Here is a 15,241-nt window from a genome sequence, read left to right on the forward strand (position 1 = left end):
TCGCACTCGATCGAGCGATCGGCGACGTTGTTTAGCTTCTCGCTATCTGGGCTTTCGGAGCGCAGGTAGTAGGTCGATTTTAGCCCCAGCTGCCATGCAAGCGTGTAAATTTCGCTCAGATAGCCGCCGCTAGCTTTGTCTAGGCTCATGAAGATATTTAGGCTCTGGCCTTGATCGATCCATTTTTGGCGGATGGCGCCCGCCTTTACGAGCAGGCGCTGATCGAGCTCGTACGCAGGTACATACGCCTGCCACGTTTTCGGGCTTAAATTCGGCACGACGACCGGGATCATGCCGCTTAGATTGTGCTCAAACCATTTGCGCTTATATACCGGCTCGATCGTCTGCGTGGTGCCTACGAGTATGCTGATGCTCGATGTCGGCGCAATCGCCATCAGATAGCCGTTTCGCATGCCGTCGCGCTTTACTTTCTCGCGCAGTCCGTCCCAGTCGCAGCTGCTCTGCTCAAAAAGTCCGCCGCGCTTAACGAGCGCTTTGGCGTTTTCGTTCGCTAAATCGATCGGGAAAATTCCTTCGCTCCACTTCGAGCCCGCAAAATCAGGATACCTGCCCTTTTCTACGGCTAAATTTGAACTTGCTTTGATCGCGTTAAAGCTCACGTTTTCCATTATCCTATCGATCAGCTCGAAGTGCTCGTAGCTGCCCCACTTCACGCCGCGCTCGGCCAGCATTTGCGCTTCGCCCATTACGCCGAGCCCTATCGCGCGGGTTTTTAGATTGGTGTGTTTGACTTTGGCGTGCGGGTAAAAATTTAGATCGATGACGTTATCGAGCATTCGCACAGCGATCGGCATCACGCGAGCTATCTCCTCGCGGCTATTGATTTTGCTTAAATTTACGCTTGCGAGGTTACAAACCGCCGTCGCGCCTTCGTCGCAGCCTTTTTCTACGATAAAAATTTCTTTGCCACCCAGCGTGTCTAGCGCGGTGATCTTTTTCGCCTTTTTTACGATGCCCGCGTCGGTTCTTACATCTTCGTTTTCCTCAAATAGCTTCTCGCTGCCGCCAGCGAAAACGACTTTGATTTTGTAGTGGTTCGGCGCCGTGTTCTGAAAGATCTCGGTGCATAAATTTGAGCTCCTGATTAAGCCTTGATGCGCGTTTGGATTGATACGGTTGGCATTATCTTTGAAGCATAAAAATGGCATGCCCGTCTCAAAATAGCTCGTTAAAATTTTCTTCCAAAGCTCCTTTGCCAGGATGGTAGATTTTGAAATTTTATCGTCGGCCTCGTACTGCTCGTAGCGTGCCTCAAATTCCGCGCCATATAGATCACTCAGATCGCTTACCTCCGCAGGATCGAAGAGCGTCCATTTGCCGCCGCTTTGAAGCCTTTTCATAAACAAATCGTTTATCCACAGCGCGGGGAAAATTTCATGCGCGCGGCGCCTCTCCTCGCCCGAGTTTTTGCGCAGATCAAGGAAGTCGCTCACATCCATATGCCACGGCTCGATATACACGGCGATAGCGCCCTTGCGCGTGCCCAGCTGATCGACGGCGACGGCGATGTCGTTTGTGATCTTTAAAAACGGGATGATGCCGCCCGCAGCGTTTTTATGTCCGTCGATGCTGCCGCCCATCGCGCGCACCTTGCACCAGTCCCAGCCGATACCGCCGCCAAATTTGCTCAGAAGCGCCATCTCTTTGTAACTATCGAAAATCCCCTCGATATTATCGGGAGTGGAGCCTACATAGCAGCTGCTTAGCTGATGGCGCGTCGTGCGGGCGTTTGAGAGCGTCGGAGTAGCCAGCATGACTTCAAATTTAGATATGAGATCGTAAAATTTCTTCGCCCAGCTCTGGCAGTCAAGCTCGTTTTGCGCAAGGAACATCGCGATCGCCATAAACATCTGCTGCGGAAGCTCGATCGGCGCGCCGCTTTTATCCTTGATGAGGTAGCGATCGTAAAGCGTTTTAATGCCTAGGTAGTTAAACTGCAAATCGCGCTGCGGCTGCAAGTAAGAATTTAGATCCTCTAGATCGTATTTTTCCTTTAAGCCAAGCATTATGCGGCCTGCCGCCTCGCCGCGAGCGAAGTAATCTTTTAGACTGTTGTAGCCGCTAAAGCCCGTTACTTTGTGATACAGATCGTATAAAAATAACCGCGCGGCGACGAAGGTCCAGTTCGGGCGGTCAACGTCGATCTTTTCGACTGCGGTTTTGATGAGGGTTTGCTGAATCTCCTCCGTGGTGATCATATCGCGAAACTGGATCTTTGCATCCACCTCAAGCTCGCTAAGGCTTACGTTTTCCAGCCCTTCTACCGCCTCGCTCGTGTATTTTTTGATCTTGCTTACGTCAAGTTCCTCGGTTCTGCCGTTTCGTTTGATTACTTTCATATCGTTCCTTGAAATTTAAAAATGCAAATTTAGCGTTAGTTTCCCAATATAAAATACGTCGTCAAAAGAGGCGACGTAATAAATGCCGCTCATAATCCGCCGTCTTTTAAATTTACGCTAGCTGCGCTGCAAAAGCGCGCATTATAGCCAAAATTGCTTAAGTCTATCTGTCATTGTAAGTATGAGATTTTGGCTTGTAAGTTTTAAAATTTAGCAAGGCATGCAGAAACGATGCGGTAAAATTTGAGCGAAATTTTATGGTAGAGCCGCGAAATTTTGCAGGTAAAAATTTACGCAAAGCTTTGCGAAATTTTGCGCCGAAAAAGCAGGAAAACAAAAATCTTTGCGGGCAGGCTTAAAATCCGCCCGCAAAGCTTAAGAATTTAGTTGCGCGGTAGCGGGATAGGCTTTCCGTTTAAGATCATAGAGTTGCTTGCCTTATCGAAGCTAAACTCCATCTTAACCCCATCTCCATCAGGCTTAAGAAACTGCGAGCCGTAAACTTCCGCCATCGGCGCAAAATCGCGCAGGCTATCATAAGGCGATAGGAAGTCCGTGATGGTCGTATTTATCGTAGCTTTGCCATCCAAGCTCATACGCTTAAAAAGCTGCGTCTCGTCGATGTAGCCGCCTACTAGCGCGCTTGCGTTAAAAGCAAATTTCTTACCAAGGCTATTTTCAAACGAAAAATCATTCACGTTGATTTTCATATCATCTTTTAGCAGCTTCATAAAAAGCTCTTTATTTTCCGCTAATTTTTCGCCTTCTTGCGGATTTGAGATAATAGACAGATATTTTTCGAAAAGTGCGGCGCTAAAGCTGGTATCGACGCCTAAATGGATGTTTCGCACTAGCACGTCAGCGATTTTTAGGCTTTGGGCTTTATCGCTTTCGTTGAAATTTAAAATTCCATCTTTTACGCGATAGCTACCTTCCGTGCTCATATCCGTAACTACGACGAAGCGCTGCTTATCTACAGTTACGACGAGCTCTTTTGTGCTGCCTGCAAAATCTATGTCATTTAAAAAGAGCTTGGTTATATTATCGTCTAGATCTTGGATTCCGTTTTTAAAGTTTGCTTCATAGATAAGATCCTTTATATCAAGACCCGAATCCTTGCCGTCGTCTATAAAAATTTCACCGATTTTAAAGCCCAAGGCTTTTATCGTTTTGCCGCTCATATCGCTCGTGCCGTTTAGGCTAAGGCCTGCAAGACGTCCTATTCCGCCATCTTCGAGCACATTTATATCGGCTAGCTTTGCGCTAAATTTAACCTCTGTAGGTCCGTAGTTTAGATGCGTGCTAAGCGGCGCGTCAGTCTTAAACAGCTTCTTGCAAGGCTCTGCGTAATATGGCGTCTTAATCGTTAAAATTCCGTCGCTCTCAAATCCATCCGCAGCGTTTTTTACGCTATGCTTAATAGTGTAGTCGTAGCGAAAAGCAAAATCTTCCGGGAAAATTTTAGCAGGATCTGGCTCGTCCGTATCGTTGCTATCTTGCGCGCCTGCTTTTTCCTTTAGCTTGCTAAAGCCTTCAGCAAGGCTTTTTTGTAGTTTCTCTTTTTTTACTACGCCTTCGATAAAGCCGCTTGAGTTGCTATCTCCGGGATAAAATTTAGCGCTCTTAGTCTCGAAAATTTCGTTTCTAGCGATAAATTCCGCAATCTGCTGCTCAATCGCGGCGCTGGCACTCTTGCCGACCGCACCGTCAACCGTTTTGGTTATGCTATCGTTTACACTTTTAGCTACGCCAGTTTTAGCGTCCTTTGTCGCTACAAAAACGCCCACTATAAGCGCTACGATGACCACTAAAGCCGCGATGATCTTTTTCATCATCTCTCCTTTAAATTTAAAATTTATTTGGGTGCGTATTTTGCCGTAAATTTCTAAAATTTTCAAATTCTAGCTTAGTGTGCTTTAACCTAAAAGAAGTTATAATCGCGATATTAATATCAAAATTTAGGAAAACTTATGGCAAAACAAACGAAATATATTTTCGTCACCGGCGGAGTGCTGAGCTCGCTGGGTAAAGGCATTGCGGCGGCGTCGATCGCGACGCTTTTAAAGCACGCGGGGCTTAAAGTGCGCATATTAAAGGCGGATCCTTATATCAACGTCGATCCCGGCACCATGAGCCCGCTGGAGCACGGAGAGGTTTTCGTCACCGACGACGGCGCGGAGACCGATCTGGATCTTGGGCATTATGAGCGGTTCTTGGATGAAAATTTAAGCCAAGATAACAACTTCACCACGGGCAAAGTCTACAGCTCCGTCATCGAAAAGGAGCGCAGGGGCGATTATCTGGGCAAAACGATCCAGGTGATCCCTCACATCGTAGGCGAAATCGTACGCCGCATAAAAAAGGCGGGCGAGGGCAACGACGTGCTGATAGTCGAGATCGGCGGCACCGTAGGCGACATCGAGGGGTTGCCGTTTTTAGAGGCGATCCGCGCGATGAGAGTGGAGCTTGGTAGAGTAAATACGATGAATATCCACCTCACGCTCGTGCCTTTTATAAAAGTCGCGGGCGAGCTCAAAACCAAGCCCACGCAGCACAGCGTAGGCGAGCTGCGCCGTATCGGTATCAGCCCCGATATGATAATCTGCCGCTCCGAAATGCCGCTAAATCGCGCGCTTAAAGATAAGATCGCGCTAAGCTGCGGCGTGGATAAAAACTGCGTCATCGAAAGCCCCGATAGCGCGAGTATCTATCAGATCCCACTTGCGTTTTTGAAGCAGGATATTTTAACACCGATCGCAGAGACTCTAAGCTTAAACAAGCTCGAAGTCGATATGAGCAACTGGGACAGCCTCGTTAAGCGCGTCATCGTGCCTACGAACGAAACCACGATCGCTTTCGTCGGCAAATATATCGATCTAAAAGAAAGCTACAAATCCCTCACCGAGGGAATCATCCACGCGGGCGCTACGCTTGATACGCGGATAAGCTTAAAGTGGGTAGATAGCGAAAAAATTGAAGCAAGCAATGTGGATGAAATTTTCCGCGACGTAAACGGAATTTTGGTAGCAGGCGGCTTCGGCTCGCGCGGGATAGAGGGTAAAATTTTAGCCATAAACTACGCGCGGGTGCATAAGGTGCCGTTTTTGGGCATCTGCCTGGGGATGCAGCTTGCGATGGTGGAGTTTGCGCGCAATGTCTTAAAACTGAAAAACGCCAACTCCTCGGAATTTGACCCACAGACCGAAGATCCGGTGATCTACCTCATCGACAGCTTTATCGACGCAAGCGGCAAAAAGCAGATCCGCACGCACAAATCCCCCATGGGCGGCACTATGCGGCTGGGCGGCTATGACTGCGACGTCAAAAAAGGCTCGCTTTTGGGTAAAATTTACGGCGAACAAAAAACCATCCGCGAGCGCCACCGCCACCGCTACGAAGCCAATCCGAAGTACCGCGCCGAGTTTGAAAAGCACGGGCTTATCGTCTGCGGCGAGAGTGATGGGCTTATCGAAGCGGTCGAGCTAAAAAACCATCCGTTTTTTCTGGGCGTGCAGTTTCACCCGGAATTTACCAGCCGTCTAGTACGCCCAAATCCCGCTATTTTGGGCTTTATCGAAGCATCTATAAAAAATGCTAGGTAAAAATGAGATAAGGGAAATTCTAAAATCGAGATTTGCGAACGATCGGCATACTAAAATTTCTGAAATTCCCTTACCCTGCGATCTGAAAGATACCTACAAGGCGGCTTTGCGCATAAAAACTGCCATCGAAGAAAACCAGCGCATAGCCGTAGTCGGCGATTACGACGTCGACGGTATCGTAAGCACCGTCATAATGAGCGATTTTTTCAATCAAATAGGCGCGGAGTACGTCATTAAGATCCCAAACCGCTTCACCGACGGATACGGGCTAAACAGCGAGATTATAGAAGAGCTTGAGGATGTGGATCTCATCATTACCGTAGATAACGGCACCTCCGCGACGGAAGCTGCCGAAATTTGCGCTCAAAAGGGGATCGATCTCATCATTACCGATCATCACATGCCCCCGCCCGTGCTGCCGCGCGCTTACGCGATAATCAATCCGAAGCAGCCTGACTGCACCTTCCCAAATATCGAAATTTGCGGCGCTCAGGTAGCGTGGTATCTCGTAGGCGCGCTAAAAGAAACCCTCGGCGTGAACTACGATATGGCAAGCTCGATGGATATCCTCATCATCGCCATAATCGCCGATATGATGGAGCTGCGCGATATGAACCGCGCGCTTTTGCGTTTCGGCATCAAGCGGTTAAATAGTTCGAACCGCGCCTGCTTCAAGGCGATTAAGGAGCATTATTTTAAAAAACATTTCGAATTCGACGATATCAGCTACACGATCGCGCCGCTTATCAACTGCACGGGGCGGATGGACGATGCTACGATGTCGTATAACTTCCTATGCGCCAAAAATATCAGAGAGGCAAATCACTACCTAGAGACGATAAATTCGATCAATAACTCGCGCAAAGAGGAGGAGAAAAGCCTCTACGACGAGATCGTAAAAAGCGTCGATCCGAGCGACAACGTCATCGTCGTGTGGGGTCCGCAGTGGCACGAAGGGATCATCGGCATCGTCGCAAGCCGCCTAAGCAAGACCTACAAAAAGCCCGCGATCGTCTTTAGCGTAAGCGACTCGCGCGCCAAAGGAAGCGCGCGCAGCATCGGTAAATTCGACATTTTAGAGCTGATCTCCTCGCAAAGCGAAATTTTAACGACCTTCGGCGGACACAAGGGCGCTGCGGGCGTGGGGATCGATCCTGCGCTGCTGCAGGAGTTTAAGCGGCGCGTAAATGAGCGCATTACGCCCAAGGATCTGAGCGATTTTAGCGCGCAAGACGATCTGCTGGGCGAGCTGGACGCGTCGCAGATAGACTTCGAGCTGCTTGAAATTTTAGAATTTTACGAGCCCTACGGGCAGAAAAATCCTCGCCCGCTCTTTTGTATCAAAGGCGCGCGCGCCCGCAATATCAGGGAGATCGGCAAGGAGGGCAAGCATATCAAAATGGCGCTTGATAAAAACAGCGGCAGCGTCGAGGCGCTGTTTTTCAACTACGACTTTTTGCCGCGCGCGGGAGAGCGGGTGGACGCGATCTTTACGATTAGCAAAAACAACTTCCGCGGCACGATCACGCCAGAGCTCATCATCAAGGAGCTAACCCCGAGCGAGAGTTAAATTTTAAAATTTAGGCGTCTTGGCGTGCATTTCGCGCCGGACACGGCCTTTAAATTTAACGCTCGATCTATGAGCTAGGCGCGCATTGCGCACTCGGCAGGGTCGCCCTACTACAGCGCCCGTCTGCTCTACTCGCCCGATATGTATTGCACGCTCGGCACGACTTAAAAATTTAATGCGCGAGTTATGGATTTGACTTTCGATGCGAGCTCAAGCGTGCGATTTCGGGGCTAGGCACGGCGCGCGAACGCAATGCATTATTTTTAGCTCCTGCACGGTTTGCAAAACAGACGAAATTTTTGGGCGCGGTGAAAATAAAATTTAAACGTTTTGGAATTTTAAAATTTTGTGAGAGCGAACGGAAGCGGTCTGAAACAGGCAGGATAGCCCTACAAATGGAATTTTAGATAAAATTTTATGAAGCGGCGGGCGGGCTAAATTTTAAAATTTGACCCGCCCTTAAACTCAGAGGCTAAAAAACCACCACTAAAAACCACTTAAACGGCACCGGCGCGAAGATCGCGTGCGGCAAGCCCGCAGGCATAACGATGCTTTGCCCCGCTTTTACGCGGTGTTTCTGCCCGTCGATCGTGAAATCACCCTCCCCCTCAAGCACGTAAACGAACGCGTCGCCGTCGGATTTGTGCGAGCTGATCTCCTCGCCGCCGTCAAAGGCGAAAAGCGTCATATTTAGCGCAGGATTTTGCGCGAGGGTGCGCGAAATCACCTTGTGAGGGGATACTTCGACTAGCGAAGCAAGCTCTACAGCCTTAGCGGCATCAATATTTTTGATATGTTGCATAAGCTCTCCTTGAAATGAAATTTGATCGATTGTAGCTAAAATTTAGCAAGCCCGCTTTGATGAGCATCAATCCGGATCCGCGCTGAAAGGATTTTTCAGAAAGATCGGGATGAAATTTATCAGATATAGCGCGACCGCGGCGATAAAAAGCGCCGCGGGGATCATCACGTATAAAACAAAGCTCTCGCCCGCAAAAACGGCTCTTAAACCTCCCGCGAGTAGAGCCAAAACGAGCGCCGCGCGGCTTAGGCGCGGGAAGTTTAGCGGCGAAATTCCGCTGTGGCGCTGTCCGGCGATCATCCCTACGAAAAGTATCGCTCCATACATATAGCAGATCGCGATGACGTGCAGCGGCGCGGCAGCATACCCCCCGCGGATCAGCGCCGCGCCCAGCCACAGGTATCCCGCCGCGCACGCAGCCTGCAACGCGTAGTAAAACGCCATATAGTGGCGGCTTAGAATTTCGGCGTAGTGCAGTTCGCGAAGCTTCGCCAAAAACAAAAACCCGATACCAAGCGCGATAAATCCGCATGCCGCCTCGCTTAAAAAGGGCGTTGCGAGCGCCAAAGCGAAGGCGAGGAAAGCGGCTAAATTTTTGTAGATAAAATTTGGAATAAAAACGGCGTCCTTCAGCCCGCCCTCTCTTAGCGCTTCGTTGCCGATGACGACGCTTATGCGGTAGCTTACGACGGCGATTGCCGCGACGTTGATATGCACGAAGCTGAGTAAAAACTTCTCATCCCCGCTCGCGCCGTAGGCTGCAGAGCAGGCGCAAAACGCCGCTAAGACCGCTAGGATGCTAAAATTATTCGAGTTTTTATCCAACCACAAAAGCCGCGCCGCAAAGATAAAAAATACCGCCCAAAATAGCGCCACAATCGTAGCCACAAGCCGTAAATTTAAAAAACTCGCGATAAAAGCTGCGATCAGGCAGGCGGCAAAGGCGAGCGAAACGGGCTTTAGCGAGCCCTCGAAGTTCGTCCAATCGGGCAGCGCGGTAAGCAAAAACGCCGCGTAGATGCACGAAGGCGCCAAAAATAGAAAGTAAAACTTATGAGCGCCGACATAATCGATCGCCAGCGCATCGGGTGCTAAAAAGCTAAGCGCGCCCAGCGCCGCAAAAAAGCAGGCGCAAAGAACGAAGGCGCGCATCGGATGGGAGAAAAAATTCCTAGCGCGCTCGTCTTTAAATTTAGGCGCGTAAAAGCCCAGCTCTTCGCGCTTTCCTGCAGAGTTCGGCTCCGCTTGATTATCCTGCGTGGAATTAGCCTTAAAATTCCGATCGGAATTCTTGAGCTCCTGCGACGAAACTGGCTCTGTTTGGTTTTGCGTGGAGTTAGCTTTGGAATTCCGATCGGAATTTTTAGAGCTTTGCGAGAAGTTTTGAACAGAATTTGGCTCGGCGCTTCTTCCGTTTTGTGAGAAATCCCACGCGAAATTTTGATTTTTAAAGTTTTGCGCGGAGGCGGGTTTGGAATTTTGACTTTGATCGGAGCTTTTAACGCTTTGTAAGAAGCTTAGCGGTAAATTCCGTTCGGAATTTTTAATGTTCTGCGAGAAACTCGGTTTGGAATTTGGCTCGGCACTTCTGCCACTTTGCGAAAAACCCTGAGTAGAATTTTGATCGTAGATTTTACCGTTTTGCGGAAAGCTCGACAAAGAATTTTGATCAAAATTCTTGATACTTTGTAAAAAAACCTGAGCGGAATTTTGATTTTTAAAGCCTCGCACGGGCTCTGCCTCCGAATTGCGATCGGAATTTTTGGCACTCTGTGAGAGATTTTGCTCGAAATTTTGCTTGAAATTCTTAGCGCTCTGCGGGAATTTCGGCTCAAAATTTCGGCCCGAATTTCCGAAGCCTTGCATAGACCCAACTTCCCTACCGCGAGCGGAATTCCAAAAATTTTGTATAAAATTTAAAGCGGAAATTTTACAATTTTGCACGGGCTCGGCTTCCAAGCCCCGGTCAAAATTTTTAAAATTTTGTGTAAAATCCGAGGCACAAACTTTAGAATTTTGCGCAAATTCGTAATTTCTGTATCCGAGGCCGGGTCCGCACGGCGCACCAACCGCACTCTCAAAGTAAAATCTACGCGGCGCGGGAATTTTATTTTCAGGGCCCAGTCTGCCCGGCGTGCGGGTCTCGCGCCCAAAACTCGTCAAATTGTACGGACCGGCGCTCTTCTTGGCACCTTCGCCGGCGCGGATTTGCTTTTTTAAATTTACAAATTGCGAGGCGGCGAGGTTAAATTTCTTCAAATTTACGGGGCTAAAATTCTTAAAATCGCGCGCGACATGTAAATTCAAAAAATTCTGCACCGCACAAAAGGTGCCTAGAGTGGGATTTTGCTCGCTACCTAGCCCACTTGCATCGCAAAACAGCGAGTGGCAGGCACCCAAAATAGTTTTTTGAGTGCTACACTTCGCGCTAAATCCGCATGTATCAAAACCGCAACGTAGAAAGGTGTCTCGGTTCGCGCCAAATTTGAAGTACAAATGAACGCTCTGCTTCGTGCCAACGCGACGCAAGCAAATGCCTGCATTGAAATTGCGCTGCGAGCGTCCGCTCATACTAGATTGCAAACGGCCGTTCGTGCTAGAGCTGCGTCGCAAGCTGACACTCCTGCTAGGGTCGCGGCGTGAGTGGACATCTCGGTTCGCGCCAACGCGCCGTAAGCAAGCGCTCGCGCTAGAGCCGCAGTAAGTATCGCTGCTAAATTGCGCTAAATTGCGCGCGGTAAAACCGTAGCACACTACGCCGTTCAAGAGCACGCTCACGCTATAATCGCAGTTCGCACGGCTGCGCAGTTCGTATTTCGGTGTGATAAAACCGCAGTGCCCCGTATCCTGTAAGAGGCTGTGTCTGCCCGCGCCGACATCGCGGCATCTAGTACTTCGTAAGAGCCCGTGTCTGCGTATGCCTAGATCGTCGCATCTAGCGATCGGCAAGTGCCCGTGTTCGTACGCGCCCGGATCGCGATGCGCGCCAAAGCCCCGCTCGTCCGCGCCTAGACCGCAACGTAAGTTTAAATTTCGTGCGGAGCCTCCATATTTGCGCGCATTAAAGATAAAATTTCTACTCATAATAGCTCACTCCCCCAAACTGCTCGCTTACCACGCGCTCTTCGTACCGCTCGTCGCGCGCGCTTAGCGGCTCGTCCAGGCTCACGACGCGCCTAAGCCCCATCCCTTTGGACTCAAGCTCGATGATCTCGTGGCTTAGGCGTGCGGCTTCGAAGCGGTCGTGGGTCACCAAAAGGCAGGCAAGCCCCTCGCGCTCGATCTTTGAGACTAAAATTTCGATCAGTACGCCGCGCAGATCACGATCTAGACCTACAAACGGCTCATCAAGCAGCGCCAGATCGCAGCCGCTAAGGATCGTGCGTAAAAATGCCGTGCGCTTTTGCATGCCGCCGCTTAGCTCGCGCGGGAATTTATTCAGATCGCTCGGGCTTAGCCCGATCTTTGCGGCGAGGGCGTAAATTTCGTTCACGCCCGCGGGGCTAAAAATTTCGATATTTTTAAGCGCCGTGAGGTTTGGTAGCAGGCGGTTTTCTTGAAACAAAAAGCTGATTTTCTTAAAGCCGTTTTCGATCTGCCCGCTTTTTTTATCCTCCAGCCCGCAGACCAGCCGCAAAAGCGAAGTCTTGCCGCAGCCGCTGGGGCCAAAAAGCGTCTTTACTTCACCCGCGCGTAGCTGCAGCGAAAAATCTGAAATTATAACGTCGCGCAGAATTTCGTAGCGCAGATTTGAAATTTTTAGCATCATCTACTCCACGGCATCAGTAAAATTTCAAGCGGCTTAGTCACGAGATAATCGAAAAGCGCCGTAAAGGCTATGACTAGGCACACGTAGGCCATGACCTCGACCGTATCGATATTTACGCGCGCTTCGGCGATCTTTGCGCCGATACCGTCGTTCGCACCCAAAAGCTCCGCCATTACAAGCACCTTCGCGCCGTTGCTGACCGCGACGTAGATCGCGGGAAGCAACCGCTCGATTAGGTGCGGCGCGTAGAGGTAGCGCAGTTTTTTTAAAATTGAGCTTTTGTAGCTGTCGAAAAGCTCGGTGTATTCGGTGCTCACGCTAGCCATCGCCTGCGCCGCGGACGCAAAAGTCATCGGCGCGACGACGATAACGACGGTAAAAAGCACGCTTGTATCGCCGAAATGAAACCAAAATATCGCAAGCACGATCCAAACGATGGGCGGCGTCGAGAGAAGCACGGTAATTAGCGGGTTTAAAAAGGCTCGCAGGCTTTTGAAATACCCCGCCGCAAGCCCACTGCAAATCCCTGCAAAAAGCGCGAGGAAGGTGCCTGCAAGCGCACGCTTAAGCGACAGGGCTAGATCGTTTGCGGCGAAATTTTTTAAAATTTCGCACGCCTTAGAAAAAACAGCCGCTGGTTCTGGCAGAATAAGCGGCCCGTAAGCCTCGCTCGCCACCTGCCAAAGGGCTATGAAAAAGCACACCGCCCCTAGGCTCGCAAAGCCGCCCCACAGATAATCTATGACGTAAAACGCGGGGTTTTGAGCTTTGCGAATTTTATCGATTTTTAGCATAGAAAAAACTCGTCCTTAGGCATCGCGCCGCCGAGGAGCTTAGGATTAAATTCCATCAAAATTTCATAAAATTTCAAAAGCTCGTCCTTGATCTCGCTAGGCTTTTTGACGCACAAATTCGACGTATCGATACTCATAAATATCGCAGGCGGCGGCGCAGGGAAGAAATTTGTCCCGATCGCCGCGGCGCTTTGTTTGTTCGCTTTGATCCACGCAAGCGCGTCTGTCAGATCGGCATTTAAAATTTCAAAATCCGCCTTTTTCGCGGCGTAAAAATCGGTATCAGCGATGATGCCTGCTTGCGGGATTATGGGCTTTACCGAAAACGCCTGCGCCCACATATCGCTTAAATTTGCTCCTCGCTGTACGGCGATGCCTGACACTTTGCCCTTTAAGATCATAGCGCTTGCTAGCGGCTCGACCGTGATCGCGACATCGTAGTCCTTAGCCAAAAACAGCTGCGCGCTCTCTGCGGGGCTGGCGGTATAGTCGATATTCAGCCCGCTAATGCCCTGCTTTTTCGCTATGGCTCGCACGATGATGTCTAGCATATCGTTTTTAAAAGGCATGACGATCTTTTTGCCCTTCAGCTGCGCAAATTCCGTTATCTTCTCGCCCTTGCTCATCACGAAATTTAGCCCCTCGGTGAGGATATTTACCATGCCGATCTTGCGCCCCTGATTTGCGAGGTTCACCCCCACGTTGCTAGGGCTCATCATGACCTTGTACTCGCCGTTTGCCACGCCTGCGCGCAGCTGATCGGGATCGCGCCAAAGCTCGAGTTTGGCGTCGTATTTTTTGCCGATCTGCCCCTGCATGCACGCAACGCCGATGATGAGGCTAGGCATCGCAGGCGCGCCGTAGATAGTAAAAGCTTCCTTTGCAAAAAGAGGGCTAGCAAGCCCGCTAGCCGCCAACGCAGACGTTAGTTTTAAGAAATTTCTTCTTTGCATTTTCTCCTCTTTTCATTCCTGCCAAACGGCAAGATTTTGATAATCGATGTGCAATTATATCAAAAACAGGAGTGATTCGGTTTGATTAAGCTCAATAGTCCTGCTTTAAATTTTAACGCCTAAAATTTAAAACGCCCCGCAGCGGTAAAATTTTATGCTAAAATGGAGAAAATTTCAATTCAAGGACATAAAATGAGAAGCGACATTATCAAAAAAGGCTATACGCGCGCGCCGCACAGAAGCTTGCTAAGAGCGACGGGACTAAAGGACGAGGACTTTGAAAAACCCTTTATAGGCGTGGCAAATAGCTTCATAGAGATCATTCCGGGGCATTTTTTTCTCAACAAATACTCCGAAATTTTAAAAGACGAGATCCGCAAAAACGGTTGCGTGCCATTTGAGTTTAACTGCATCGGCGTGGACGACGGCATCGCTATGGGGCATGCCGGGATGCTTTATAGCCTGCCTAGCCGCGAGCTGATCGCAAATTCGATCGAAACGGTGATGAACGCGCATGCCCTGGACGCTCTCGTTTGCATGCCAAACTGCGATAAAATCGTGCCCGGCATGGTTATGGGCGCGCTTCGCGTGAACGTGCCGACGGTTTTTGTTAGCGGCGGCCCGATGAAAAAAGGCTACACCAAAAAAGGCGAGCCGATCGACCTTGCGACTGCGTTTGAGGCGGTGGGTAAATTTGAAACCAAAGAGATCAGCGCCGAGGAGCTAAAAGAGATCGAGTGCAAAGCCTGTCCAAGCGGCGGCAGCTGCTCGGGGATGTTTACAGCAAACTCGATGAATACGCTGTGCGAAGCGATGGGTATCGCGCTAAAAGGTAACGGCACCGTACCCGCGCTTACGCCAGAGCGCGAGGAGCTCATCAGGCAGGCAGGGCGACGAATTTGCCAAATCGCGCTGGATGAAAAATACAAAATCCGCAACATCGTGAACGAAAAATCTATCCAAAACGCCCTCGTAGTCGATATGGCGATGGGCGGCAGCAGCAACACCGTGCTGCACATCCTAGCTATCGCGCGCGAAGCGGGAGTAAATTTGCAAATCGCAAGTCTAAACGACATCAGCCGCAAGATCGCTCATATCGCTAAAATCAGCCCTAGCTTGCCAAATATCCACATGGAGGACATCGACCGCGCGGGCGGTTTAAGCGCCGTGATAAATGAAATTTCGCGCCGCGATAACGGGCTGCTAGGGCTAGACGCGCTAACGGTCACGGGCGAGAGCCTAGGCGAGCGCGTGGGCGCTAGCGTCATAAAAGACGAAGAGGTCATCCATAAGGTCGAAAACGCCTACTCGCAGGTCGGCGGGCTGGCGGTTTTGTTTGGAAATTTAGCCGAGCAGGGCTGCGTCATCAAGACCGCGGGCATCATCGGCGA

Annotated in this window: 10 protein-coding genes; 3 read left to right on the forward strand and 7 right to left on the reverse strand. The window is 50.1% G+C overall.

Translation table 11 applies throughout. The features are described from left to right. On the reverse strand, positions 1-2,360 hold a 2,360-nt coding region (locus Q0224_RS04850; RefSeq protein ID WP_297949518.1), incomplete at its 3' end, for a ribonucleoside-diphosphate reductase subunit alpha. A 383-nt stretch (positions 2,361-2,743) separates the two neighbouring features. Then, positions 2,744-4,192, reverse strand: a complete 1,449-nt coding sequence (locus Q0224_RS04855) for a DUF945 family protein (RefSeq protein WP_297949520.1) — start codon at positions 4,190-4,192, stop codon at positions 2,744-2,746. A 138-nt stretch (positions 4,193-4,330) separates the two neighbouring features. Here Q0224_RS04855 and Q0224_RS04860 point away from each other — a divergent pair, with 138 nt between their 5' ends. Both Q0224_RS04860 and recJ read left to right on the forward strand, forming a co-directional pair. After that, on the forward strand, positions 4,331-5,962 hold the full coding sequence (locus tag Q0224_RS04860; protein WP_297949522.1) for a CTP synthase: 1,632 nt from the start codon (positions 4,331-4,333) through the stop codon (positions 5,960-5,962). Next, entirely contained in the window at positions 5,952-7,532 is a 1,581-nt protein-coding gene (gene recJ, locus Q0224_RS04865) for a single-stranded-DNA-specific exonuclease RecJ (RefSeq protein WP_297949524.1), read from the forward strand. Before Q0224_RS04860 ends, recJ begins: the two co-directional genes overlap by 11 nt. Positions 7,533-8,004: 472 nt before the next feature. On the opposite strand, the gene Q0224_RS04870 is transcribed toward recJ, so the two are convergent. The 5 genes from Q0224_RS04870 to Q0224_RS04890 all read right to left on the reverse strand — a co-directional run bounded on the left by Q0224_RS04870 (position 8,005) and on the right by Q0224_RS04890 (position 13,850). After that, complete coding sequence (locus Q0224_RS04870) at positions 8,005-8,334, reverse strand: cupin domain-containing protein (RefSeq protein WP_291939008.1); 330 nt, start codon at positions 8,332-8,334, stop codon at positions 8,005-8,007. Between the two features lie 66 nt (positions 8,335-8,400). Continuing rightward, complete coding sequence (locus tag Q0224_RS04875; RefSeq protein WP_297949526.1) at positions 8,401-11,418, reverse strand: NnrS family protein; 3,018 nt, start codon at positions 11,416-11,418, stop codon at positions 8,401-8,403. Next, complete coding sequence (locus Q0224_RS04880) at positions 11,411-12,100, reverse strand: ATP-binding cassette domain-containing protein (RefSeq protein ID WP_297949528.1); 690 nt, start codon at positions 12,098-12,100, stop codon at positions 11,411-11,413. Before Q0224_RS04880 ends, Q0224_RS04875 begins: the two co-directional genes overlap by 8 nt. Next, positions 12,100-12,897: an ABC transporter permease gene (locus tag Q0224_RS04885; protein WP_297949530.1), complete on the reverse strand. Its 798-nt coding sequence runs from the start codon at positions 12,895-12,897 to the stop codon at positions 12,100-12,102. Before Q0224_RS04885 ends, Q0224_RS04880 begins: the two co-directional genes overlap by 1 nt. Further along, positions 12,891-13,850, reverse strand: a complete 960-nt coding sequence (locus tag Q0224_RS04890; protein WP_297949532.1) for an ABC transporter substrate-binding protein — start codon at positions 13,848-13,850, stop codon at positions 12,891-12,893. The genes Q0224_RS04885 and Q0224_RS04890 overlap by 7 nt, the downstream gene beginning before the upstream one ends. A 192-nt stretch (positions 13,851-14,042) precedes the next feature. Here Q0224_RS04890 and Q0224_RS04895 point away from each other — a divergent pair. Further along, a partial coding sequence (locus Q0224_RS04895; RefSeq protein ID WP_297949534.1) for a dihydroxy-acid dehydratase occupies positions 14,043-15,241 on the forward strand: 1,199 nt, incomplete at its 3' end.

This window comes from uncultured Campylobacter sp., from assembly GCF_938002845.1.
Lineage (GTDB): Bacteria > Campylobacterota > Campylobacteria > Campylobacterales > Campylobacteraceae > Campylobacter_B.

Bases quoted from the DNA above. Each gene is read 5' to 3' on its own strand.
- Q0224_RS04890 (WP_297949532.1), bottom strand. From the start codon at position 13,850: ATGCAAAGAAGAAATTTCTTAAAACTAACGTCTGCGTTGGCGGCTAGC.
- Q0224_RS04860 (WP_297949522.1), top strand. From the start codon at position 4,331: ATGGCAAAACAAACGAAATATATTTTCGTCACCGGCGGAGTGCTGAGC.
- Q0224_RS04885 (WP_297949530.1), bottom strand. From the start codon at position 12,897: ATGCTAAAAATCGATAAAATTCGCAAAGCTCAAAACCCCGCGTTTTAC.
- Q0224_RS04880 (WP_297949528.1), bottom strand. From the start codon at position 12,100: ATGCTAAAAATTTCAAATCTGCGCTACGAAATTCTGCGCGACGTTATA.
- recJ (WP_297949524.1), top strand. From the start codon at position 5,952: ATGCTAGGTAAAAATGAGATAAGGGAAATTCTAAAATCGAGATTTGCG.
- Q0224_RS04870 (WP_291939008.1), bottom strand. From the start codon at position 8,334: ATGCAACATATCAAAAATATTGATGCCGCTAAGGCTGTAGAGCTTGCT.
- Q0224_RS04855 (WP_297949520.1), bottom strand. From the start codon at position 4,192: ATGAAAAAGATCATCGCGGCTTTAGTGGTCATCGTAGCGCTTATAGTG.
- Q0224_RS04875 (WP_297949526.1), bottom strand. From the start codon at position 11,418: ATGAGTAGAAATTTTATCTTTAATGCGCGCAAATATGGAGGCTCCGCA.